18 protein-coding genes are annotated in these 23,604 nt (G+C 70.7%); 11 read left to right on the top strand and 7 right to left on the bottom strand.

Going from position 1 to position 23,604, the window contains the following annotated elements:
* The gene (gene sucC / locus ACQEV1_RS25110; protein WP_433396477.1) at window positions 1-1,191 is read right to left on the bottom strand and encodes an ADP-forming succinate--CoA ligase subunit beta; all 1,191 of its coding nucleotides are present in this window, start codon (window positions 1,189-1,191) and stop codon (window positions 1-3) included.
* A 217-nt stretch (window positions 1,192-1,408) separates the two neighbouring features.
* Between sucC and ACQEV1_RS25105 the strand changes: the two genes are divergently transcribed.
* The 4 genes from ACQEV1_RS25105 (at window position 1,409) to ACQEV1_RS25090 (ending at window position 8,058) form a co-directional block, all read left to right on the top strand.
* A complete protein-coding gene (locus ACQEV1_RS25105; RefSeq protein ID WP_433396475.1) occupies window positions 1,409-3,109 on the top strand; it encodes a thiamine pyrophosphate-binding protein in 1,701 nt (566 codons plus the stop codon).
* Between the two features lie 13 nt (window positions 3,110-3,122).
* Entirely contained in the window at window positions 3,123-4,352 is a 1,230-nt protein-coding gene (gene frc, locus ACQEV1_RS25100; protein ID WP_433396473.1) for a formyl-CoA transferase, read from the top strand.
* Window position 4,353: 1 nt separating this feature from the next.
* Entirely contained in the window at window positions 4,354-6,489 is a 2,136-nt protein-coding gene (locus tag ACQEV1_RS25095; RefSeq protein ID WP_285637347.1) for an acetate--CoA ligase family protein, read from the top strand.
* Window positions 6,490-6,666: 177 nt separating this feature from the next.
* Window positions 6,667-8,058 carry an OFA family MFS transporter gene (locus tag ACQEV1_RS25090; RefSeq protein ID WP_285637349.1) on the top strand — a complete coding sequence of 464 codons (1,392 nt, stop codon included), beginning with the start codon at window positions 6,667-6,669 and terminating at the stop codon, window positions 8,056-8,058.
* On the opposite strand, the gene ACQEV1_RS25085 is transcribed toward ACQEV1_RS25090, so the two are convergent.
* Entirely contained in the window at window positions 8,051-8,743 is a 693-nt protein-coding gene (locus ACQEV1_RS25085) for a GntR family transcriptional regulator (protein ID WP_285637352.1), read from the bottom strand. The two genes, ACQEV1_RS25090 and ACQEV1_RS25085, sit on opposite strands and share 8 nt — an antisense overlap.
* Before the next feature lie 216 nt (window positions 8,744-8,959).
* On the bottom strand, window positions 8,960-10,210 hold the full coding sequence (locus tag ACQEV1_RS25080) for a molybdopterin molybdotransferase MoeA (RefSeq protein WP_433396470.1): 1,251 nt from the start codon (window positions 10,208-10,210) through the stop codon (window positions 8,960-8,962).
* Here ACQEV1_RS25080 and ACQEV1_RS25075 point away from each other — a divergent pair.
* The 7 genes from ACQEV1_RS25075 (at window position 10,193) to ACQEV1_RS25045 (ending at window position 20,599) form a co-directional block, all read left to right on the top strand.
* Window positions 10,193-11,296, top strand: coding sequence for a 2-dehydropantoate 2-reductase (locus tag ACQEV1_RS25075; RefSeq protein ID WP_349498063.1), 1,104 nt, complete (start codon window positions 10,193-10,195; stop codon window positions 11,294-11,296). The two genes, ACQEV1_RS25080 and ACQEV1_RS25075, sit on opposite strands and share 18 nt — an antisense overlap.
* Before the next feature lie 17 nt (window positions 11,297-11,313).
* Window positions 11,314-13,233 (top strand): molybdopterin oxidoreductase family protein, encoded by a 1,920-nt coding sequence (locus ACQEV1_RS25070; RefSeq protein ID WP_433396468.1) that lies wholly within the window; start codon window positions 11,314-11,316, stop codon window positions 13,231-13,233.
* Between the two features lie 82 nt (window positions 13,234-13,315).
* Complete coding sequence (locus ACQEV1_RS25065) at window positions 13,316-15,247, top strand: molybdopterin oxidoreductase family protein (RefSeq protein ID WP_433396466.1); 1,932 nt, start codon at window positions 13,316-13,318, stop codon at window positions 15,245-15,247.
* Window position 15,248: 1 nt separating this feature from the next.
* The gene (locus ACQEV1_RS25060; protein WP_433396464.1) at window positions 15,249-17,108 is read left to right on the top strand and encodes an NAD(P)H-dependent oxidoreductase subunit E; all 1,860 of its coding nucleotides are present in this window, start codon (window positions 15,249-15,251) and stop codon (window positions 17,106-17,108) included.
* Between the two features lie 65 nt (window positions 17,109-17,173).
* On the top strand, window positions 17,174-18,157 hold the full coding sequence (locus ACQEV1_RS25055) for a 2Fe-2S iron-sulfur cluster-binding protein (protein WP_433396463.1): 984 nt from the start codon (window positions 17,174-17,176) through the stop codon (window positions 18,155-18,157).
* Complete coding sequence (gene fdhD / locus ACQEV1_RS25050; protein ID WP_433396462.1) at window positions 18,150-18,992, top strand: formate dehydrogenase accessory sulfurtransferase FdhD; 843 nt, start codon at window positions 18,150-18,152, stop codon at window positions 18,990-18,992. Before ACQEV1_RS25055 ends, fdhD begins: the two co-directional genes overlap by 8 nt.
* Window positions 18,993-19,216: 224 nt before the next feature.
* The gene (locus ACQEV1_RS25045; protein WP_433396460.1) at window positions 19,217-20,599 is read left to right on the top strand and encodes an FAD-binding oxidoreductase; all 1,383 of its coding nucleotides are present in this window, start codon (window positions 19,217-19,219) and stop codon (window positions 20,597-20,599) included.
* 135 nt (window positions 20,600-20,734) lie between these two features.
* Here ACQEV1_RS25045 and ACQEV1_RS25040 read toward each other — a convergent pair whose 3' ends face one another.
* From ACQEV1_RS25040 to sufC, 4 genes are read right to left on the bottom strand one after another with little or no spacing between them, the layout of a single operon-like run.
* The gene (locus ACQEV1_RS25040; protein WP_285584167.1) at window positions 20,735-21,055 is read right to left on the bottom strand and encodes a metal-sulfur cluster assembly factor; all 321 of its coding nucleotides are present in this window, start codon (window positions 21,053-21,055) and stop codon (window positions 20,735-20,737) included.
* A gap of 39 nt (window positions 21,056-21,094) precedes the next feature.
* The gene (gene sufU / locus ACQEV1_RS25035; RefSeq protein WP_285584165.1) at window positions 21,095-21,538 is read right to left on the bottom strand and encodes a Fe-S cluster assembly sulfur transfer protein SufU; all 444 of its coding nucleotides are present in this window, start codon (window positions 21,536-21,538) and stop codon (window positions 21,095-21,097) included.
* A 34-nt stretch (window positions 21,539-21,572) separates the two neighbouring features.
* The gene (locus ACQEV1_RS25030) at window positions 21,573-22,847 is read right to left on the bottom strand and encodes a cysteine desulfurase (protein WP_285636720.1); all 1,275 of its coding nucleotides are present in this window, start codon (window positions 22,845-22,847) and stop codon (window positions 21,573-21,575) included.
* 2 nt (window positions 22,848-22,849) lie between these two features.
* Window positions 22,850-23,602, bottom strand: a complete 753-nt coding sequence (gene sufC, locus ACQEV1_RS25025; RefSeq protein WP_285584164.1) for a Fe-S cluster assembly ATPase SufC — start codon at window positions 23,600-23,602, stop codon at window positions 22,850-22,852.
* Window positions 23,603-23,604 lie beyond the last annotated feature (2 nt).

Raw genomic sequence — 23,604 nt, 5'->3', positions numbered from 1 at the left:
TCAAACTCCCTGCGAAGCCAGCTCGGCGGCGCGCCGCGCCGCCTCATCCATCGTCTCGACCTGCTCGATCACCGAGATCGCGGCCTCATTGAGAATCCGGCGGCCCTCCTCGGCGTTGTTGCCGTCCAACCGCACCACGATCGGCCGATCCACCGTCTCACCCCGATCGCCCAGCAGCTTGACGGCCTGGACGATCCCGTTCGCGACCGCGTCACCGGAGGTGATCCCGCCGAACACGTTGATGAACACGCTCTTCACGCTCGGGTCACCCAGCACGATCTCCATGCCGTTGGCCATCACCTCAGCCGACGCGCCACCACCGATGTCCAGGAAGTTCGCCGGCTTCTGCCCCCCGTATCGCTCACCGGCGTAAGCGACCACGTCCAGGGTCGACATCACCAGACCCGCGCCGTTACCGATGATCCCGACCGAACCATCGAGCTTGACGTAGTTCAGGTCCTTGGCCTTGGCCTTGGCCTCCAGCGGATCCGCCGACGCCGCATCCTCCAGCGCCTCATGCTCCACCTGGCGGAACGCCGCGTTCCCATCCAGGGTGACCTTGCCGTCCAGGGCCTTGACCTGACCATCAGCGGTCAGGATCAACGGGTTCACCTCGACCAGCGTGGCGTCCTCCTCCACGAAGACGCGCCAGAGTCGTTCGATCACGGTTGCGGCGCCCTCGATCGCCGCCTCGGGCAGCCCCCCGGCGACCGCGATCTCACGCGCTCTGGCCCGATTCACACCGCTCAGCGCATCGACCGGCACCCGCGCGACCGCCTCCGGTCTAGAGGCCGCGACCTCCTCGATCTCCATACCGCCCTCGACCGAACAGATCGACAAGAACGTACGGCCGGCGCGATCGAGCAGGAACGAGAAGTAGAACTCCGAAGCGATCGCGCTCGCCTCTTCGACCAACACCTTGTGGACCGTGTGGCCCTTGATGTCCATGCCGAGAATCTGCCGCGCCTTCTCCTCGGCATCGGCAGGCGAGTCCGCCAGCTTCACACCACCGGCCTTACCGCGGCCACCGGTCTTCACCTGGGCCTTCACCACGACACGCGAGGTACCGGCCGCGGCGAACTCCTCAGCGATCGCCCGAGCCTCCTCCGCCGTCGTAGCGATCTTGCCGGCGGGAACCGGGACGCCGTACTCCGCGAAGAGCTCCTTCGCCTGATGTTCGAACAGATCCACTCGCGTTCCTCCCGCCCGTCCGCGGTCGGTCGCGCCCCCATCCGGCCTCTCGGCCGCGGCACCGAATTCCGCTCTGGACATTCCACGCATTGGGTGTCACAGTCTTCATACAGTATTCGTCGACTGTATGCAATCCTCGCCAACACGGCACCGAAGCGGCTCTGACCTGGTGTTACGCCAGGAGACGAGCCTCGATCATGAGGAGTTGACACAGGACATGGCCACGTCCCCCGAGCCGGAACCCCAAGCCACGGAACTCATCTCAGGTGGGCATCTCGTCGCCAAGGCCCTCAAGGCAGAGGGCGTCGACGTGATCTACACCCTGTGCGGCGGCCACATCATCGACATCTACGACGGCTGCGTCGACGAGGGCATCAAGGTCATCGACGTCCGCCACGAGCAGGTCGCCGCGCACGCCGCGGACGGCCACGCGCGCGTCACCGGCAAGACCGGCTGCGCCGTCGTCACGGCGGGCCCCGGGATCACCGACGCCGTCACCGGCGTCGCGAACGCGCTGCGCGCCGAGAGCCCGATGCTGCTGATCGGCGGCCAGGGCGCGCTGAGCCAGCACAAGATGGGCTCGCTGCAGGACCTGCCGCACGTCGACATGATGGCGCCGATCACCAAGTTCGCCGCCACGGTCCCGCACACCGAACGCGTCGCGGACATCGTCTCGATGGCCTTCCGCGAGTGCTACAACGGCGCGCCGGGCCCGTCGTTCCTGGAGATCCCCCGCGACGTACTCGACGCCAAGGTCCCGCGGGACCGGGCCCGCGTACCGCGGGCCGGCGGGTACCGCGCGTCGACGCGCCGGCAGGGCGACCCCGCGGCCATCGAACGCCTCGCCGACCTGCTGGTGAACGCTGAGAAGCCGTGCGTCCTGCTGGGCAGCCAGATCTGGACCACCCGCGCGACCGAGGCGGCGACCGAGCTGGTGCGCACGCTCAACGTGCCCGCCTACATGAACGGCGCCGGCCGCGGCACCCTGCCGCCCGGCGACCCGCACCACTACCAGCTCTCCCGGCGCTACGCGTTCAACAACGCCGACGTCATCGTCATCGTCGGCACGCCGTTCGACTTCCGGATGGGGTACGGGCGGCGCCTGTCCCCCGAGGCGACCGTGGTCCAGATCGACCTGGACTACCGCACCGTCGGCAAGAACCGCGACGTCGACCTCGGCATCGTCGGCGACGCCGGCCTCGTCCTGTCCGCGGTGACGCAGGCCGCCTCCGGCCGGACCGACAACGGTGCCGCGGGGCGGAAGGCGTGGCTGGAGGAGCTGCGCGCCGAGGAGACCAAGGCGTACGAGAAACGGCTGCCGCTCCAGCACTCCGACGCGTCGCCGATCCACCCGTACCGGCTCGTGCACGAGATCAACGAGTTCCTCACCGAGGACTCGATCTACGTCGGCGACGGCGGCGACATCGTCACCTTCTCCGGCCAGGTCGTGCAGCCCAAGTCGCCCGGGCACTGGATGGACCCCGGCCCGCTCGGCACCCTCGGCGTCGGCATCCCGTTCGTGATGGCCGCCAAGCAGGCCCGGCCGGACAAGGAGGTCGTCGCCCTGTTCGGCGACGGCGCGTTCAGCCTCACCGGCTGGGACTTCGAGACGCTGGTCCGCTTCGACCTGCCGTTCGTCGGGATCGTCGGCAACAACTCCTCGATGAACCAGATCCGCTACGGCCAGGGCGCCAAGTACGGCAGGGACCGCGAGCGGGTCGGCAACACGCTCGGCGACGTGCCGTACAGCGAGTTCGCCAAGATGCTCGGCGGCTACGGCGAGGAGGTCCGCGAGCCCGGCGACATCCGGCCCGCGTTGCGACGCGCCCGCGAGTCGGGCAGGCCGTCGCTCATCAACGTGTGGATCGACACCGACGTGTACGCGCCCGGAACCATGAACCAGACGATGTACAAGTGAAAAGGAAAGCGCCATGGGAAAGGCACTAGACGGCGTCAAGGTCCTGGACATGACGCACGTTCAGTCCGGACCGTCATGCACTCAGATCCTCGCGTGGCTCGGTGCCGACGTCATCAAACTCGAAGCGCCGGGCGGCGACATCACGCGGCGCCAGCTCCGGGACGTCCCGGACGCCGACAGCCTTTATTTCACGATGCTCAACGCCAACAAGAAGAGCATCACTCTCAACCTCAAGAACGACCGGGCCAAAGAGATTTTCGTCGATCTGGTGAAGCGCTCCGACGTGCTCGTGGAGAATTTCGGACCCGGCACGATCGAACGCCTGGGATTCGGCTGGGAGAAACTGCACGAGCTGAACCCCGGACTCATCTTCGCCTCGATCAAGGGCTTCGGCGAGGGCCCGTACACGAACTTCAAGGCCTACGAGGTCGTGGCCCAGGCGATGGGCGGGTCGATGAGCACGACCGGCTTCGACGACGGGCCGCCGACCGCGACCGGCGCCCAGATCGGCGACTCCGGCACCGGCATCCACACCGTCGCCGCGATACTCGCCGCGCTCTACCAGCGGAACACGACCGGCCGCGGTCAGCGGGTCGCGGTCGCCATGCAGCACTCGGTGCTCAACCTGTGCCGGGTCAAGCTACGCGACCAGCAGCGGCTGGCCGCCGGCCCGCTCACGGAGTACCCCAACGAGGACTTCGGCGACGAGGTGCCGCGCTCGGGCAACGCGTCGGGCGGCGGGCAGCCGGGATGGGCGGTCAGGTGCGCGCCGGGCGGCCCGAACGACTACGTCTATGTGATCATCCAGCCGCAGGGCTGGGCGCCGATCGCGCGGCTGATGGGCCGGCCCGAGCTGGCCGACGATCCCGAGTGGAGCACCCCGGAGGCCCGGCTGGGCAAGCTGGCCAAGGTCTTCCAGCTCATCGAGGAGTGGAGCGCCCAGCACGGCAAGTGGGAGGTGCTGGCCAAGCTCAACGCCGAGAACGTCCCCTGCGGCCCGATCCTGTCGACCGCCGAGCTGATCGAGGACGAGAGCCTGGTCAGCAACGAGATGATCGTCACGGTCGACCACCCCGTACGCGGTCCCTTCAAGACGGTCGGCTGCCCGCTGAAGCTGTCGGACTCCCCCGTCGAGGTCGAGCGGTCGCCGCTCCTCGGTGAGCACAACGACGAGATCTTCGGGCGGCTGCTCGGCCTGCCGGAGGACGAACTCGTCTCCCTCAAGGCGAATGGAGTGATCTGACGTGGAATACGACCGCGCGGAGGTGCGCGCCGTGCTCGACGCGGTGCGGGCCGAGGGACGCACCGCGCTGACCGCGCTGGAGGGCAGGCTGCTGTGCGACGCGTACGGCATCGCCACACCGGCGGAGGACCTGGCCACCTCGGCGGACGAGGCGATCTCACGCGCCGTGGACATGGGACTGCCCGTCGTCCTGAAGATCGTCTCGCCGGACATCCTGCACAAGACCGAGGCCGGGGGCGTGCTCGTCGGCCTGGACTCGCCGCACGAGGTCAGGCTCGGTTACGAGCGGATCGTCGCGGCGGCGCGCGAGCACGACCCGGACGCGCGGATCCTCGGCGTCCAGGTGCAGCGGATGGTGCCCGCCGGCCAGGAGGTCATCATCGGCGCGACGACCGACCCGACGTTCGGCAAGGTCATCGCGTTCGGGCTCGGCGGCGTCCTGGTCGAGGTGCTGAAGGACGTCACCTTCCGGCTGGCCCCGGCCACCGGCGAGGAGGCGCTGTCGATGCTCGACGACATCGCCGCCGCCGACGTGCTGCGCGGCGCGCGCGGCGCCGAGCCGATCAGCCGTGCGGCCCTCGCCGGCATGATCCAGCGGGTCTCCGACCTCGTCGCCGACTTCCCCGAGATCGCCGAGCTGGACCTCAACCCGGTGTTCGCCACCGCCGACGGCGCGGTGGCGGCCGACGTACGGGTCCTGCTGGCCGAGGGCGCGCCGCGGGAGGTGCCGCGGCACACCCCCGAGGAGATCCTCGCGGTGATGAACCGGCTGATGAAACCGCGTTCGGTGGCGGTGATCGGCGCCTCCAACGAGGTGGGCAAGATCGGCAACTCCGTGATGCGGAACCTGATCGACGGCGGCTACGCGGGCGAGATCCACCCGATCAACCCCAAGGCCGACGAGATCTGCGGCCGCAAGGCCTACCGCAGCATCGCGGACGTGCCGGGCGAGGTCGACGTCGCGGTGTTCACCATCCCGGCGAAGTTCGTGCCCACCGTGCTGGAGGAGGTCGGCGCGAAGAAGGTGCCCGCGGCGGTGCTGATCCCCTCCGGGTTCGCCGAGACCGGCAACGACGCGTTGCAGGAGCAGGTGGTCGAGATCGCCCGCCGGCGCGGCGTGCGGCTGCTCGGTCCCAACATCTACGGCTACTACTACACGCCCGAGGATCTCTGCGCGACGTTCTGCACGCCGTACGACGTCAAGGGCGGGGTCGCGCTGTCGTCCCAGAGCGGCGGCATCGGCATGGCGATCCTCGGCTTCAGCCGCACCACGAAGATGGGCGTGTCGGCCATCGTCGGCCTGGGCAACAAGACCGACCTGGACGAGGACGACCTGCTGACGTTCTTCGGGCAGGACGAGAACACCCAGTGCGTCGCGATGCACCTGGAGGACCTGAAGGACGGGCGCGCGTTCGTCGCGGCCGCCCGCGAGGTGTCGCGCAAGAAGCCGATCATCGTGCTCAAGGCCGGCCGGACCAGCCTCGGCGCCCGCGCGGCGAGTTCCCACACCGGCGCGCTCGCCGGCGATGACAAGGTCTACGACGACATCCTCCGCCAGGCGGGCGTGATCCGCGCGCCGGGCCTGAACGACATGCTGGAGTACGCCCACGCGCTGCCGACGCTGCCGGCGCCGAAGGGCGAGAACGTCGTCATCATCACCGGCGCGGGCGGTTCCGGGGTGCTGCTCTCCGACGCGTGCGTGGACGCCGGGCTGTCGCTGATGGACATCCCGCCGGACCTGGACGAGGCGTTCCGCCGGTACATCCCGCCGTTCGGCGCCGCCGGCAACCCCATCGACATCACCGGGGGCGAACCGCCGTCCACGTACGAGGCGACGGTGCGCCTGGGCCTGGAGGACCCGCGCATCCACGCCCTGATCCTCGGCTACTGGCACACGATCGTGACCCCGCCGATGGTGTTCGCCGAGCTCATCGCACGCGTCGTCGCGGAGGCGCGCGCCCAGGGCGTCGACAAGCCCGTGGTCGCCTCGCTCGCCGGCGACACCGAGGTGGAGCAGGCCAGCGAGTACCTGTTCGACCACGGCGTGCCCGCCTACCCCTACACGACGGAGAAGCCGGTCGCGGTGCTCGGCGCCAAGTATCGCTGGGCACGCGCCGCGGGCCTGCTGCCCGGCTGACCTGTCACCGGTGGCCGTAGGTCACATCACCCGTCGACCGCGGGCCACCGGCTTCATGTGTCCCGCTCACAGGAGGAGAACGCCCATGCAGCGTGCCTAACAAGCGCTTGGTGGCCGAACGCGCGAAGAGATCGGGGACAGGGGGCGACCGCCAGCACATCGCGACGAGGGGTCGAGATGACCGCTACTGCCAATCCGACATCGAAGTTCACCGAGATCACCGACCAACGCGGACGCGTCTACCGTGTCGGCGAGACCGACCGCGACATCCTGGGACACCCACGCGCGCTCATGGTGATACTGCCGTGGGTGGCGATGATGGCCATCAGCGTCTTCGAGTACGCCTACGGGTCGGCCGAGGACACCCTGTCCACCGCACACGGCTGGACCAGCAGCAACACGTTCTGGATCCTCAGCGTCTGGGTGTTCTTCCAGGCGGGCGTCGCCTTCCCGGCGGGCCGGCTGCGGGAGAAGGGCATCCTGACGGCGCGCCGGGCGATGATGCTGGGCGCGTGCCTGGCGCTGGCGGGCTTCCTCGCCATCTCCCACCTGCACAGTGTCTTCGGCGCCATCATCGGCTTCGGCGTGCTGGGCGGCGTCGGCGCCGGGCTCGTGTACGCGACCTGCATCAACATGGTCGGCAAGTGGTATCCGGAGAAGCGCGGCGCGCGCACCGGGTTCGTCAACGGCGGGTTCGCCTACGGCTCCCTGCCGTTCATCATCATCTTCAACTACGCCTTCGACACCGGCGACTACCACGAGGTCCTCGACCTGATCGGGCTCTTCGTGCTCGTCGCGATCGGGATCTGCGGGTATTTCTTCAAGGACCCGCCGAAGAACTGGTGGCCCGACCACGTCGACCCGCTGAAGCCCGCGAGGGCCAGGGACACCGGCGCGCGCGTCAGCCTCGAGAAGAACCCCCCGGCGGTGCGCCAGTTCAGCCCGATGGAGGCGATGCGCACGGGCATGATCCCGCTGATGTGGATCTGCCTGGCGTTCATCTCCGGCGTGTCCATCTTCGGCATCTCCTTCGAGGTGCCGTTCGCCAAGGACCTCGGCTTCGGTCCGCTGATGGCCTCGCTGTCGGCCGGCATCCTGGCCGTGGTGAACGGCGTCGGGCGCGCGGTGGTCGGCTGGTTCTCCGACCTGATCGGCCGTAAGCAGGCTCTCATCGTCGTGCTCGTCATCGAGGCGCTCGCGCAGTTCGGCACGCTGTGGGCCGGCGACGCGCACAACGAGGTGATGTTCCTGGTCTTCGCGTTCATCTCCGGCTTCGGCGGCGGCGCGTTCTACCCGATGTTCGCGGCTCTGGTGCCCGACTACTTCGGGGAGAACCACAACGCCAGCAACTACGGGATGGTCTACAGCGCGAAGCTGGTCAGCGGCCTGTTCGGCGGTGGCCTCGGCGCCGTCGTCATCGGCGCCTGGGACTACGACGGCGCCTACACCCTCGCCGGCGTGATGGGCCTGGTGTCGGCTCTCATCGCGCTGACGCTGCGCCAGCCGGGCCGCCCGAAGGCGCGGAAGATCGTGCCCAACCCCTATCCGATCAGCCGGGAGATCATGTGACCTCCCGGTCGGGACGCTGGTGATAGGACCGGCGCGTGTGCTCGGTGTGCTCACGCATGATCTGCGCGGCCCGTTCGCCGTCGTGTGCGGCGAGCGCGTCGATCAGCGCCGCGTGCTCCGTCCAGGACTCCGGCCCTCGCTGCCGGGCGACGGGCGTGTAGTACCAGCGGACGCGCCGGTCCACCTGCGCCGCCAGCTCGGCCAGGACCTTGTTGCCCGCGAGCTCGACGATGGCGGCGTGCAGCTCGGCGTTCGCGGCGACGACGGCGTCGACCTCGTCGGCGTCGAGCGCCGCCACCCCGCGCTCGCAGATCTCCCGCAACCGCGCGATCGCCTCGGGGGTGACGTTGGCCGCGGCCAGCCGCGCCGACTCCGCCTCCAGCAGGGAGCGCACGGCCAGCAGCTGGTCGGCCTCCTCTTCGGTCGGCGTGTGCACGAAGGCGCCCTGGGCCGGCCGCAGGTCGACCCAGCCTTCGGTGCTGAGCCGCTGGAGAGCCTCGCGCACCGGCTGCCGGGAGATGCCGAGACGCGTCGCCAGGTCGCTCTCGACGAGGTGCTGCCCCGGCTTGAGCACCCGCGTCACGATCAGCTCGAGCAGGGCCTCGTAGACGCCTTCACGGAGCGGGGCGGGACGCGTCAGCCGAGGCATGTCCACGCTCTCCGCGTTATCGGTGAAGAACGACATGCCGACTCCTCGAGATCTGAGGTCTTCTGTGTACAGTCTACTGCCTACATGCGGATGGCCGAGGCCGTCGCCCACGTGGCGGTTGTCACACCATTTCCGCGCGCCCCGGCAACGACCGGCACGGCTTTTCTCCCCGAAATACGGCGGAACGCACAAATAACCGATAGGCCGCTTCACGGTGCCGTGGAACGCCCGAGGACGAATTGCCGCGAATCGTTATCGGGACGGCAGGGCGAGCAGTTCCACTTCCTCTCCCCGCCACCCGGGAGGAACGACGGCCAGCGCGTCGGCCAGCGCTGCTCCCCAGAGCAGGCCGGGCCGGTCCCGGCCCACCGGCACGACCTTCGCGCCCTCCCGGCGCACCGCCACGACGCGGGTGTCCACCGGATGGGCGGTGACACGCGAGTCGAGCCGAACCCAGCCACCGCCGGCGGCGAGCCGCCCGGTCAGCGCGCCGAGCAGCGGCGCGAGCAACGTCAGCGCCGCGACGAGCGCGGCGTAGGGGTTGCCGGGCAGGCCGACGACCGGCCGGCCGTCGGCGAGCCGGGCGAGCAGCTGCGGATGACCGGGCCGGCACGCCACACCCTCGACCAGAAACTCCGCCTCCGACGCCCGCAGCACGGCGCGCAGGTGGTCGGCGGCGCCCCTGGAGGACGAGCCGCACACCACGACGACGTCCGCCTCCCCCGCGTCGGCGATGGCGGTGGCGAGCGACGCCCTCTCGTCGGCGACGCGGACCGGCGGAGCGGCCCGTCCGCCGACCCAGTCGATCAGACCGGGCAGCATCGGCCCGATCGCGTCCCGCACGCGGCCCACGCCGGGAAGCCCGGAGAAGGTGAGCTCGTCCCCGGTCACCAGAACGGCCACACGGGGCCGGCGGCGGACGCGGAGCAGGTCGTGCCCCACGCTCGCCGCCAGCCCCTGCACGACCGGGGTGACGACCGATCCGGCGGGGACCACCTTGGTGTCCGCCCGGCAGTCCTCGCCGCGGCGCCGGATGTGGCGGCCGGCCACGAAGGGCCCGTGCAGCCGGCCGTCCGCACACGTCACCGCCTCGTACGGCACGACCGCTCTCGTGCCGTACGGGACCGGAGCGCCCGTCCCGATCTCCACCGCCTCGCCGGCGCCGACCGCGCCCGGGGCGGTCCGGCCGGCCAGGACACGGCCGGCCGGCCGCCAGGGGCCCGGGCCCGCCACGGCGTACCCGTCCATCGCCGCGGCGTCGAAGGCCGGCAGGTCGGCGCGTGCCCGCACCGGGCCGGCGAGAACGGCCCCGCCGGCGTCCTCCACCGGCAGGTCCAGAACGTCGAGGGGCGTCGCCGCGGCGGCCATGGCCCGCGCGAGACGCCAGGGCATGGCCGCCGTCGCGGGGCGCGGCGCGGACGGTGTGGACGGTCGGGCGCCGCATCCGCCGGACCCGTCACCCGGGTCTCGCCGGCTCTGCAGGCCGTGCGGGCCACCAGCCACCTTCGCCTCCTCGGACGCGCGAACTCATCCTTGACCACTATAGAGGGATACTGTAGACAAAATACAGTAGCCCACGAGAACGGAGTTCCCGTGAGAGTCGCTGTTGTCGGCGCCGGTGCGATCGGCGCCTATGTCGGAGCAGCCCTGCACCGCGCCGGGGTCGAGGTCCACCTGATCGCCCGCGGCCCCCACCTGGAGGCCATCCGGCGGGACGGCGTGCGGGTGCTCAGCCCGCGCGGAGACTTCACCGCCCGGCCCCCGGCCACCGACGACCCCCGCGAGATCGGTCCGGTCGACCACGTCTTCCTCGGACTCAAGGCCAACGCCTACGCGAGCTGCGGCCCGATCCTGGCCCCGCTCACCACCGAGCGCACCGCCGTCATCGCGGCGCAGAACGGCATCCCCTGGTGGTACTTCCACCGGCTGCCGGGCCCGTACGAGGGCTACCGCGTCGAGACGGTGGACCCCGGCGGCGCGGTGACCGCCGCCATCCCGCCCGAGCGCGCCATCGGCTGCGTCGTCTACGCCGCGACCGAGATCGCGGCGCCCGGCGTGATCCGGCACCTGGAGGGCACCCGGTTCTCCGTCGGCGAGCCGGACGGAACGGTGTCGGACCGCTGCCGGGCGTTCAGCGAGGCGATGGTCGCCGGCGGCCTGAAGTGCCCGGTCGAGCCGGACCTGCGCAAGGACATCTGGATCAAGCTCATGGGCAACATCGCCTTCAACCCGATCAGCGCGCTGAGCCGGGCGACGATGCTGGACATCTGCCGGTACCGCGACACCCGCGAGCTGGTGATCACGATGATGCGCGAGACCCTCGACGTCGCCGAGCGGCTCGGCTGCCGTCCGGGGATCTCCATCGGCCGGCGGCTGGCGGGCGCCGAGCGTACCGGCCACCACAAGACCTCCACGCTCCAGGACCTGGAGAAGGGCAAGCCGCTGGAGCTGGACGTGATCCTGGCGGCCGTGGTCGAGCTCGCCGACCTGACCGGCACGCGTGTCCCCGCCCTGCGGGCGATCAACGCCGTCGCGGGGCTGACCAACGAGAAGATCACCGCGGCCGCCCGCAGCGCGGTTCCCGCCTGACACCCGAGGAGAAGGCCATGCGTTACACCCGTCTCACCGAGCCCCTGGTCCGCGACGGCGGCGAGCTGCGCACCGCCACGTGGGAGGAGGCCCTCGACCGCGCGGCCGAGGGCTTCCGCCGCAACGTCGAGGCCCACGGGCCGGACGCGTTCGGGATGTTCTCCTGCTCGCGCGCGACCAACGAGATGAACTACGTGGCGCAGAAGTTCGTGCGGCAGGTCATCGGGACCAACAACATCGACTCCTGCAACCGCACTTGACACGCTCCCAGCGTCGCCGGTCTGGCGGCCGTGTTCGGTGCCGGGGGTGGCACCTCGTCGTACCGGGAGATCGAGGAGACCGACCTCATCATCCTGTGGGGCTCCAACGCCCGGGAGACACACCCCATCTTCTTCCACCACGTCCTGAAGGGAGTGCGCGACGGAGCACGCCTGTTCGTCGTCGATCCGCGCCGTACCGGCTCGGCCGAGTGGGCCGACGGCTGGCTCGGTCTGAACGTCGGCACCGACATCCCGCTCGCGAACGCGGTCGCCCGCGAGATCATCCACGCGGGGCTGGTCAACGAGGCGTTCGTCGGCCGGGCCACGACCGGCTTCGCCGGACTGGCCGCCGCCGTCGAACCGTGGACGCCGGAGGCCGCCGAGCGCGAGACCGGCGTGCCCGCCGCGGCCATCCGCGAACTCGCCCACGCCTACGCACGCGCGGACCGCGCCCAGCTGTGCTGGACGCTCGGCATCACCGAACACCACAACGCCACCGACAACGTCCGCGCCCTGATCAACCTGGCCCTGCTCACCGGCCACGTCGGCCGCTACGGATCCGGACTCAACCCCCTGCGCGGACAGAACAACGTCCAGGGCGGCGGCGACATGGGCGCCATCCCCAACCGGCTGCCGGGCTTCCAGGACATCCTCGACCCCGCGGTACGGGCACGGTTCGGCGCCGCGTACGGCCGGGAGATCCAACCGCGCCACGGCATGCACCTGACCCAGATGCTGGAGGCGATGGACCGGCGTGAGCTGACCACCGCGTACTGCGTGGGCGAGAACCCGGCGCAGTCCGAGGCGGACTCCGGACGCACGGTCGAGCGGCTCGGCGACCTCGACCATCTCGTCGTCCAGGACATCTTCCTGACCAGGACCGCCCGGCTGGCCGACGTCGTCCTGCCCGCGAGCGCGGCCTGGTGCGAGAGCGAGGGGACCGTGACCAACAGCGAACGGCGCGTGCAGCGGGTCCGCAAGGCCCTCGACCCGCCCGGCGCGGCCCGCGACGACATCGCGATCATCTCCGACCTGGCCCGGCGCCTGGGCCACGACTGGGGCGCCCCGTCGGCGGAGGAGATCTGGGACGAGGTGCGGTCGCTGGCCCCGATCTTCGCCGGGATGAGCTACCGGCGGCTGGAGGAACTGCAGGGCGTCCAGTGGCCGTGCTTCACCGAGGACCGGCTGGAGCCGCCGTACCTGCACGGGCGTCTCTGGGCGGCCGATCCGGAGCGGCGCGGCACGCCCGCGCCGTTCGGGATCCCCCGGCACCGGCTCCCCGTGGACGTCCTCGACGAGGAGTTCCCGCTGCGGCTCACCACCGGCCGCCGGCTCGACTCCTACAACACGGGCGTCCAGTCGGGCGGGCTGGCGTTTCCGGCGCGACGCGAGGAGGCGATCGAGCTGTCGCCCGAGGACGCCGAGCGGCTCGGCCTCGCCCCCGGCGAACTGGCGCGGGTCAGTTCCCGGCGCGCCTCGGTGACCGCGCCGGTGGCCGTCGACCCGGCGCTGCGGCCCGGGCTGGCGTTCATGACCCCGCACTTCCCCGACCGGGTGGACACCAACAGCCTGACCATCGAGGCCACTGACCCGATCGCCGGCACCGCCGAGTACAAGGCGACGGCGATCCGCGTCGAGCGGCTTTCCGGTGACGGGCCCGCCGGAAAGGAGAGGTGATCCGCGAACGGCCATTGCCCGGACGAGGGGCCTGGCATACGGTAGATCGTATACAGTCTTCGACGCGAGAAATGGGACCGGCATGGCGAAGAAGACCCCCCGCACGCCGTACGTCCGCCTGACCCGCCCGCTCGTCCGGGACGCCGGCGAACTCCGGCCCGCGTCCTGGGACGAGGCCCTGGACCGCGCGGCCGAGGGTTTCCGCCGCAACGTCGAGGCCCACGGGCCGGACGCGTTCGGGATGTTCTCCTGCGCGCGGGCGACCAACGAGATGAACTACGTCGCCCAGAAGTTCACCCGCGTGGTGATCGGCACCAACAACGTCGACTCGTGCAACCGCACCTGCCACGCCCCCAGCGTCGCCGGCCTGGCCGCCGCGTTCGGCAGTGGCGGCGGGACCTCCTCCTACCAGGAGATCGAGGACACCGACCTCATCGTGCTCTGGGGATCCAGCGCACGCGAGGCGCACCCGATCTTCTTCCAGCACGTGCTCAAGGCGATCCGCCGGGGCACTCGCGTGTTCGCGGTCGACCCGCGGCGCACGAGCACGGCCCGGTGGGCGGACCGCTGGCTCGGCCTGAACGTCGGCACCGACATCCCGCTCGCGAACGCGATCGCCCGCGAGATCATCCACGCCGGCCTGCACAACACCACGTTCATCGAGCGCGGCACCAGCGGGTTCGCGGAGTTCGCCGCGTCGGTCGAGCCCTGGACCCCGGCGGCCGCCGAGCGCGAGACCGGCGTACCCGCCGCCGCCATCCGCGAACTCGCCCACGCCTACGCACGCGCCGAACGGGCCCAGCTGTGCTGGACGCTCGGCATCACCGAACACCACAACGCCACCGACAACGTCCGCGCCCTGATCAACCTGGCCCTGCTCACCGGCCACGTCGGCCGCTACGGATCCGGACTCAACCCCCTGCGCGGACAGAACAACGTCCAGGGCGGCGGCGACATGGGCGCCATCCCCGACCGCCTGGCCGGGTTCCAGGACATCCTCGACCCCGCGGTGCGCGCGCGGTTCGCCCGGGCCTGGGGACGGGAGATCCAGCCCCGCCACGGGCTCAACCTCACCGACATGCTGGCCGCGATGGGCGCGGGCACGATGACCACCGCGTACATCATCGGGGAGAACCCCACCCAGTCCGAGGCGGACGCCGAGCACACCGTCAAGCGGCTCGGCCTGCTCGACCACCTGGTCGTCCAGGACATCTTCCTCACCAAGACCGCCCGCATGGCCGACGTCGTGCTGCCCGCCGGCGCCGCGTGGTGCGAGTCCGACGGCACCATGACCAACAGCGAACGGCGCGTCCAGCGCGTCCGCAAGGCCCTCGACCCGCCCGGCGAGGCCCGCGACGACATCGAGATCATGTGCGCGCTGGCGCGCCGGCTCGGGCACGACTGGCACTACGAACGCGCCGAGGACATCTGGGACGAGGTGCGGTCACTCTCCCCCATCCACGCGGGCATGACCTACGCGCGGCTGGAGGAACGGCAGGGCATCCAGTGGCCCTGCTACTCCGAGGACCGGCTGGAACCCTCGTTCCTGCACTCCCGGCTGTGGGAGACCGACCCGGAGGTCCGCGGGCGTCCCGCGCCGTTCGCGGTGCTGCGCCACTCACCGCCGGTGGACCGGCTCGACCAGGAGTTCCCGCTGCGGCTCACCACCGGCCGCCGGCTCGACTCCTACAACACCGGCGTCCAGTCCGGCGGGTTCGCCTCGCCGCTGCGCCGCGGGGAGAACGTCGAACTGTCCCCCGAGGACGCCGAACGCCTCGGTGTCGTACCGGGCGAACAGGTCCGGATCTCCTCCCGGCGCGGCACCGTCACGGCCCCGGCGTTCGTGGACCCGGCGCTGCGGCCCGGCCTGGTCTTCATGACCATGCACTTCCCCGACGAGGTGGACACCAACAGCCTGACCATCGAGGCCACCGACCCGATCGCCGGCACCGCCGAGTACAAGGCCACCGCGGTACGGGTCGAGAAGGTCCCCGGGCCGGCCGGAGGGAACTGACATGGACCTTCGCTTCCGCGACGTGGCGCCGACCGAGGAGGAACGCGAGACGGTCGACGTGCTGCTCGGCCCGCCCTCCTCGGCCTGGGACGGCGGCGTCCGTGACGACATCCGGACCGCGCGGGGCGGTCACGAGGCACGGGAACGGCGGGACCTGCTGCTCCCCGCGCTGCACGCGGTCAACGACCGGGTGGGCTGGATCAGCGAGGGCGCGCTGGACTACATCTGCCGGCGGCTGACCGTCGCGCCCGCCGAGGCGTACGGGGTGGCGACCTTCTACGCGCTGCTGTCCGTCGAGCCGCGGCCGCGGCGCGTCGTCCACGTGTGCACCGACCTGGCCTGCCGTGCCCAGGGTTCGGAGGAGCTGTGCCGGGCCCTGGACGGCTCACTCGGCCCGCACGGGCGGCCCGCCGGCGACGGCGACGTGGTCTGGCACCACAGCCCGTGCCTGGGGCTGTGCGAGCGTGCGCCGGCGGCGCTGGTGTTGGAGGCGGGTGAGTGCCCGCGGACGGCCGTGGTCGGGCCGGCCACGGCCGAGGCGGTGACCCGGGCGGCCGCCGCACCGGACCGGGCCGGCGACGAGCCGCCCGCGCGCGCGGCGGTCCCCCAGGCGGGCCAGGACGGACTGGTCCTGCTGCGCCGGGTCGGCGCCGTGGACCCGGCGAGCCTCGACGACTATCGGGCGGCCGGCGGGTACCTCGCGCTGCGGAGGGCGTTCGCGCTCGGCCCGGCCGCGGTCATCCGCGAGGTGCTCGACGCCGGCCTGGTCGGCCGCGGCGGCGCGGCGTTCCCGACCGGGCGCAAGTGGGACGCCACCGCACGCCAGCCCGACCATCCGCACTACCTGGTCTGCAACGCGGACGAGAGCGAACCCGGCACCTTCAAGGACCGGGTCGTCATGGAGTGCGACCCGTTCGCGGTGATCGAGGCCATGACCGTGGCGGCGTACGCCACGGGCTGCCGCCGCGGCTTCCTCTACCTGCGCGGCGAGTATCCCCGCGCGCTGTGGCTCCTCACGAACGCCGTCGAGCGCGCGCGTGAGCGGAACCTGCTGGGCGCCGACATCCTCGGATCCGGGTTCGACTTCGACGTGGAGATCCGGCGCGGCGGCGGGGCGTACATCTGCGGCGAGGAGACGGCGATCTTCAACTCGATCGAGGGGTACCGCGGCGAGCCCCGCAGCAAGCCGCCGTTCCCGGTCGAGAAGGGGCTGTTCGGCAAGCCCACCGTCGTCAACAACGTCGAGACGCTCGTCAACGTGCTGCCCATCCTGACCGGTGGCGCCGCCGCGTACGCCGCCGTCGGGACGGGCGGATCGACCGGGACCAAACTGTTCTGCCTGTCCGGCACGGTGCGCCGCCCCGGGATCTACGAGCTGCCGTTCGGGGCCACGCTGCGCGAGCTGCTGACCCTGGCCGGCGGCGTCCCCGAGGGCCGCCGGCTCCGGGCGGTGCTGCTCGGCGGTGCCGCGGGCTCGTTCGTGCGGCCCGGCGAGCTGGACATCCCCCTCACGTTCGAGGGCACGCGCGCGGCCGGCGCCAGTCTCGGCTCCGGCGTCGTGCTGGCCCTCGACGACAGCGTGGACCTGACCGGGGTGCTGTTGCGGATCGCGGCGTTCTTCCGTGACGAGTCCTGCGGCCAGTGCGTGCCCTGCCGGGTGGGCACCGTACGGCAGGAGGAGGCGCTGCACCGCCTGGCACGGGGCTCGGGAGCGGCCGACGTGGCGCTGCTGCGCGACGTCGGCCGCGCCATGCGCGACGCCTCCATCTGCGGCCTCGGCCAGACCGCCTGGAACGCCGTCGAATCAGCGATCGACCGCCTCGGCGTCTTCGCCGACGGTGAGAAGGGCAGAGCCTCATGACCGAGCGAAGCGAGGAAATCAAAAGACACGCCCCAGTGGTCACACCCCCCGACGAAGGAGGGCTCATGACCGAGCGAAGCGAGGGAATCAAAAAGCACGCCCCAGTGGTCACACCCCCCGACGAAGGAGGGCTCACGACCGTCGTTCCGCTCGCTCCGCCGCGTCGGCTCGTCGACGTCACCGTCGACGGCGAACCGGTGCGGGTGCCCGAGGGTTCGGCCATTCTCGCCGCCTGCTCCGGCACGCCGACCCTGTGTTACGGCGACACGCTGACGCCGAAGAACGCCTGCCGGGTCTGCGTGGTCGAGGTGACGGGCTCCCGCACGCTCGTACCGGCCTGCTCGCGTCGCGTCGAGCCCGGCATGGAGATCACGACCGACAGCGAGCGGGTCCGGCACAGCCGGCGGCTCGTGCTCGAACTCCTGGGTTCCTCGACCGACCTGTCGACGACGCCCGGCTCGGCGGAGTGGAGCGAGGAGTACGGCGCGCGGCCGGAGCGCTTCGGCCCGCCGGGCGAGCCGTCCACGGACCGGGACGCCCGGCATCCGGGCGCGCACGAGGCCACGGACGGGGCTACGGCGGCCACCGTCGCGCAGCCCGCCAAGGTGGACAACGACCTCTACGTACGCGACTACGGCAAGTGCATCCTGTGCTACAAGTGCGTCGACGCGTGCGGCGAGCAGTGGCAGAACACCTTCGCCATCGGCGTCGCGGGCCGCGGCTTCGACGCGCGGATCTCCACCGAGCACGCCGCGCCGCTGCCCGACTCGGCCTGTGTGTACTGCGGGAACTGCATCGAGGTGTGCCCGACCGGGGCGCTGTCGTTCAAGAGTGAGTACGACATGCGTGCGGCCGGCACGTGGGACGAGTCGCGGCAGACCGAGACGACGACGATCTGCACCTACTGCGGCGTGGGCTGCAACGTGACCCTGCACGTCCAGGACAACGAGATCGTGAAGGTCGGTTCGCCGCACGACAACCCGGTCACCCACGGCAACCTGTGCGTCAAGGGCCGCTTCGGCTTCCAGCACGTCCAGAATCGTGGGTAGGCGCACGCTCCGGCGCCGGATGACCCGGGTGTCCGCGGGCGTGCCGACCGCCCGTACGGACACACTGGTGGTGGAGGAGCCGCTGGAGATCCGGCTCGGCGGCCGTCCGCTGACCGTCACGATGCGCACGCCCGGCGACGACTTCGAACTGGCGGCGGGGTTCCTCGTCGGCGAGGGCGTGGTCGCGCGGGCTGAGGAGATCCGCGCGATCGCCTACTGCGCCGGCGCGACGGACGACGGCGGCAACACCTACAACATCGTGGACGTACGGCTCGCCGACGGGGTGCCGCTGCCCGACCTGACGCTGGAGCGCAACTTCTACACGACGTCCTCGTGCGGGCTGTGCGGCAAGGCCAGCCTCGACGCGGTGCGCACGGTGGCCCGCTGGAGCGTACGGGACGACCCGCTGCGACTCGCCCCGGAGACGGTGACGGCCCTGCCGGACCGGCTGCGCGCGGCCCAACAGGTCTTCGAACGCACCGGCGGCCTGCACGCCGCGGGCCTGTTCGACGCGACCGGTTCACTGCTGTGCGTACGCGAGGACGTCGGCCGCCACAACGCCGTGGACAAGCTGGTCGGCTGGGCACTGCAGCGCGACCTGCTGCCGCTACGGGGCGTGACGCTGCTCGTGTCGGGCCGCGCGTCGTTCGAACTGGCGCAGAAGGCCCTGATGTCCGGCATCCCGGCGATGGCGGCGGTGTCCGCGCCGTCGTCGCTGGCAGTCGAGCTGGCCGCGGATACCGGCCTGACGCTGATCGGCTTCCTACGCGGCACGACCATGAACGTCTACACCGGGGCGGAACGCCTCCGCGCCACGGTCGCGGCGGCCCACTGAACGTTTCCTGGAGGACCCGGGCGGCCACCCGAGCGGTCCACCGGGAGACGAAAGGGACCGGCGGGTGGCAGCCCCCTGCGCCCGCCGGTCTCCGCTTTCAGGGAGGCGACTCCCTGGAACCCCCCAGTATGCGTACCGCTCAGTACGCCAGCTGCGGGATGTCCTCGGCCCACGTTACGCGCACGATGGCCCGACCCCTGTGTGCTCGAGTATTGGAGGGGGACGTGAATACCGAGAACGCGCTCCGCACGTTGGCTGAAGGCTTCGACGGCGAGGTGATCCTGCCCGAGGCCGCCGGCTACGAATCGGCCCGCCGCGTTTGGAATCAACTGATCGACCGCAAACCCGCTGCCATCGCACGCTGCCGAACCCGGGACGATGCCGTCTCGGCATTGGCGGTCGCACGGGACACCGGCCTCGAAGTCGCCGTCCGCAGCGGCGGGCACAGCTTCCCCGGCTTCTCGACGACCGAGGGCGGGCTGGTCCTGGACCTGAGCCCGATGAAGCAGATCGTCGTCGGCATGGAGCAGCGGACGGCCAAGGTCGGCCCTGGTGTTCGGTGGGGTGATCTCACCGCGGCGACCGCGCAGTACGGCCTCGTGCCAGTCGGTGGGCACGTGGCAGATGTGGGCGTCGCCGGGCTGACGCTTGGAGGGGGCAACGGATGGTTCGCGCGGGTGTTCGGGCTTGCCTGCGACAACCTCGTCTCCGCCGACGTCCTCTCCGCTTCGGGGAAGATCGTCCGGGCGAGTGCCGACGAGAATCAGGACCTGTACTGGGGCCTGCGCGGGGGCGGCGGCAATCTCGGGGTCGTCCTCGAGTTCACCTTGCGCCTGCACCCGGTCGACCGGCTGCTCGGCGGGCTGGTCATGCACCGGTTGGACGACGCCGCCGAGGTGCTCCGCCTCCTCGCCCAGTACGGCCGGAGCGCTCCCGATGAGGTCAATGTGGCACCGGCGATCCTCGCCGCCCCGCCGGCGCCGTTCGTTCCCCGGGAACTGCACGGAAAGCCTGTGCTCGCGCTGGCGATGTGTTACGTCGGGACCCTCGCTGATGGGGAGCGAGAGCTCGCGCCCATGCGTGGCTTCGGCGAGCCGTTCGCCGATCTGATCGAACCGACTTCCTTCGAGATCCTCCAGCACATGTTCGACGCACAGGGACAATCCACGCCCTATCACATGCGCTCTCATCTGGGCGGTCCGATAACCGAGGAACTGATCGAAACAGTGATTGATTTCGGCGGCAGGCCGAGCTCGCCGGAGAACGCCGTGATCCTGCTGCCAATGGGTGGGGCCGTGGCCGGAGTCGCCGCCGACGCTACCGCCTTCCGACACCGGGACGCGTCCTACTGCCTGGAAATCGGGGCAGCTTGGTCGGCGGACGACGAAAACCCGCGGACGCACATCGACTGGGCTGACCGGCTATGGACGGCGACACGGTCATGGGCGACCGGCGTGGAGGTCAACCACCTCGCCGACGAGGGGCCCGAGGGGGTCCGCAGAGCCTACGGCGACAATTACCACCGGTTGGCCGAAATCAAGCGGGCCTGGGATCCCGATAATCTCTTTCGACTCAACCAGAACGTCCCCCCAGCCGTCGCCGACTGAACCATTCCGCCTGCTGTGACGCCGAAGAGCCGGAAAGAAAGAACCCCCCTCCGGGCACGTACCCGTGGGGGGCCTGTGGGGGGCGGAGCCCCCCACATCGGGAGTTCCAGGGGGTCACCCCCCTGGGCCAGCACGTCAGACGTTGAAGCCGAGGGCGCGCAGCTGTTCGCGGCCGTCCTCGGTGATCTTGTCCGGGCCCCACGGCGGCAGCCACACCCAGTTGATGGTGACCTTCTCCGCCATGCCCTCCAGGGCGCTGTTCGTCTGGTCCTCGATCACGTCGGTCAGCGGGCAGGCCGCGCTGGTGAGGGTCATGTCGAGCGTGACGACGTTGTCGTCGCCGATGCCGACGCCGTACACCAGCCCGAGGTCGACGACATTGATGCCGAGCTCGGGGTCGACCACGTCGCGCATGGCCTCGAGGACCTCGTCCTCAGCGATCTTCGTCTCGGACATGGGTCCTCCTTCGTCGGATGAGCGACCGGGCGCACCGGATCACGCCTGGGCCTCCATGGCTTTCGCGGTCGCGTCCTTCCACGCCATCCAGGCGAGCAGGGCGCACTTGATACGAGCGGGATACTTCGACACCCCGGAGAAGGCGACGGCGTCCTCCAGGACGTCCTCGTCGGGGTCGACCTGCCCCTTGGACTGCATCAGCTTCAGGAACTCGTCACCGGTGTTCATCGCCTCCTTGACCGGTCTGCCGATGATCAGATCGGCCATCACCGACGCGCTGGCCTGGCTGATCGAACAGCCCATCGCGTCATAGGAGACGTCGGCGACGTCGTCGCCGTCGAGCCGGACGCGCAGCGTCACCTCGTCACCGCAGGTCGGATTGACGTGATGCACCTCGGCGTCGTAGGGATCCCGGAGACCCTTGTGGTGAGGGTTCCGGTAGTGGTCCAGGATGATCTCCTGGTACATCGACTCGAGCTGCATGCCTCTTCCTTCCCTGCGACCGAACAGATCAACGTCAGGCGGCGCTGAAGAATTTCTGCGTCTGCCGGAGTCCGTCGGCCAGGGCGTCGACCTCGTCGCGCGTGTTGTAGAAGTACAACGACGCACGGGTGCTGGCGGTCAGGCCGAACCTGCGGTGCAGCGGACGCGCGCAGTGGTGACCGGCGCGCACGGCCACGCCGTGGGCGTCGAGCACCTGGCTCACGTCGTGCGGGTGGATCTCCCGGCCGTCGAGACCCTGGAGGGTGAACGACAGGGCGCCGCCGCGGTCCTCGGCCTCGGCGGGGCCGAGCAGCCGCAGCCCCTCGACCTCGCGGAGCCGGTCCAGGGCGTACGCCAGCAGCTCGTGCTCGTACGCGTGGATCTCCTCCAGCCCGATCCCGCGCAGGTAGTCGATCGCGGCGGACAGCCCGGCGGCCTCGGCGATCGGCATCGTGCCGGCCTCGAACTTGTGCGGCGGCGGCGCGTACGTCGAGCGTTCCATCGCGACGGTCTCGATCATCTCACCGCCGCCGAGGAACGGCGGAAGGGTCTCCAGCAGCTCCCGGCGCCCCCACAGCACGCCGATGCCGGTCGGGCCGCACAGCTTGTGCGCGGTGAAGCCGTAGAAGTCGGCGCCCAGCTCGGCCACGTCCACCGGCATCTGCGGCACCGCCTGCGCCCCGTCGACCAGCACGAGCGCGCCGACGGCGTGGGCCTTGGCGGCGATCTCGCGCACCGGGTTGACGGTGCCGAGGACGTTCGACTGGTGCGCCACTGAGACGATCTTGGTGCGCTCGTTGATCAGCTCGTCCACGTCGGTCAGGTCGAGACGGCCGTCGTCGGTCACGCCGAACCAGCGGAGCGTCGCGCCGGTGCGCTGCGCGAGCAGCTGCCACGGCACGATGTTGGAGTGGTGCTCCATCTCGGTGATGACGATCTCGTCGCCCGGACCGACGCGGAACCGCTCGGCCTCCGGGCCGGACGTCGCCGCGTTGCCCATGGCGTACGCGACGAGGTTGATGCCCTCGGAGATGTTCTTGGTGAACACCACCTCGGACTCGTCCGCCGCGCCGATGAAGCCGGCGACCTTCAGCCGCGCGCCCTCGTACGCCTCGGTCGCCTCCTCCCCGAGCTGGTGCGTCGCCCGGTGGATGTTGGCGTTGTGCCGGGAGTAGTACTCCTCGATCGCGTCGATGACCTGCAGCGGCTTCTGCGAGGTGTTGGCGCTGTCGAGATAGACGAGCGGACGTCCGTCGCGGACACTGCGCGTCAGGATCGGGAAGTCCTTGCGGACCCGCCCCACGTCGATGCTCACGCTGACGCGCCCGCCTTCGTGAACTTCTCGTAGCCCTCGCTCTCGAGCAGCTCGGCCAGCTCCGGGCCGCCCTCCTCGACCACGCGCCCGCTCGCGAAGACGTGCACGAAGTCGGGCTTCACGTAACGCAGGATCCGCGTGTAGTGCGTGATCAGCAGGACGCCGGTCTCGCCGCCCTCGCGGAAGCGGTTGACGCCCTCGGAGACGACCTTGAGCGCGTCGATGTCGAGTCCGGAGTCGGTCTCGTCCAGCACCGCGACCTTGGGCTTCAGCATCTCCAGCTGGAGGATCTCGTGGCGCTTCTTCTCACCGCCGGAGAAGCCCTCGTTGAGGTTGCGCTGGGCGAACGCCGGGTCGATCTGCAGCTCCGCCATCGCGCCGCGCATCTCCTTGGAGAAGTCGCGCAGCTTCGGCGCCTCGCCGCGTACGGCGGTGACCGCCGTGCGCAGGAAGTTCGACACCGACACGCCGGGCACCTCGACGGGGTACTGCATGGCGAGGAACACCCCGGCGCGGGCGCGCTCGTCGACGGTCATGTCCAGCACGTTCTCGCCGTCGAGGAGGACCTCGCCGCCGGTGACGTCGTACTTGGGGTGACCCGCGATGGCGTAGGCGAGGGTGGACTTGCCGGAGCCGTTCGGCCCCATGATCGCGTGGGTCTCGCCCGCCCGTACGGTCAGGTTGACGCCCCGCAGGATCTCCTTGTCCTCGACGGCGACGTGCAGGTCGCGAATCTCAAGCGTGGCCATAT

This window comes from Actinoallomurus sp. CA-142502 (assembly GCF_050936355.1).
GTDB classification, from domain to species: domain Bacteria; phylum Actinomycetota; class Actinomycetes; order Streptosporangiales; family Streptosporangiaceae; genus Actinoallomurus; species Actinoallomurus iriomotensis.
Note: the sequence above shows the minus strand (reverse complement) of the source record. Positions and strands in the feature narration are given on the sequence as shown.

Coding starts and splice junctions, on each gene's coding strand:
- ACQEV1_RS25040 (WP_285584167.1), bottom strand. CDS start 21,055: ATGTCCGAGACGAAGATCGCTGAGGACGAGGTCCTCGAGGCCATGCGC.
- sufU (WP_285584165.1), bottom strand. CDS start 21,538: ATGCAGCTCGAGTCGATGTACCAGGAGATCATCCTGGACCACTACCGG.
- sufC (WP_285584164.1), bottom strand. CDS start 23,602: ATGGCCACGCTTGAGATTCGCGACCTGCACGTCGCCGTCGAGGACAAG.
- frc (WP_433396473.1), top strand. CDS start 3,123: ATGGGAAAGGCACTAGACGGCGTCAAGGTCCTGGACATGACGCACGTT.
- ACQEV1_RS25060 (WP_433396464.1), top strand. CDS start 15,249: ATGGACCTTCGCTTCCGCGACGTGGCGCCGACCGAGGAGGAACGCGAG.
- ACQEV1_RS25090 (WP_285637349.1), top strand. CDS start 6,667: ATGACCGCTACTGCCAATCCGACATCGAAGTTCACCGAGATCACCGAC.
- ACQEV1_RS25055 (WP_433396463.1), top strand. CDS start 17,174: ATGACCGAGCGAAGCGAGGGAATCAAAAAGCACGCCCCAGTGGTCACA.
- ACQEV1_RS25065 (WP_433396466.1), top strand. CDS start 13,316: ATGGCGAAGAAGACCCCCCGCACGCCGTACGTCCGCCTGACCCGCCCG.
- ACQEV1_RS25105 (WP_433396475.1), top strand. CDS start 1,409: ATGGCCACGTCCCCCGAGCCGGAACCCCAAGCCACGGAACTCATCTCA.
- ACQEV1_RS25085 (WP_285637352.1), bottom strand. CDS start 8,743: ATGTCGTTCTTCACCGATAACGCGGAGAGCGTGGACATGCCTCGGCTG.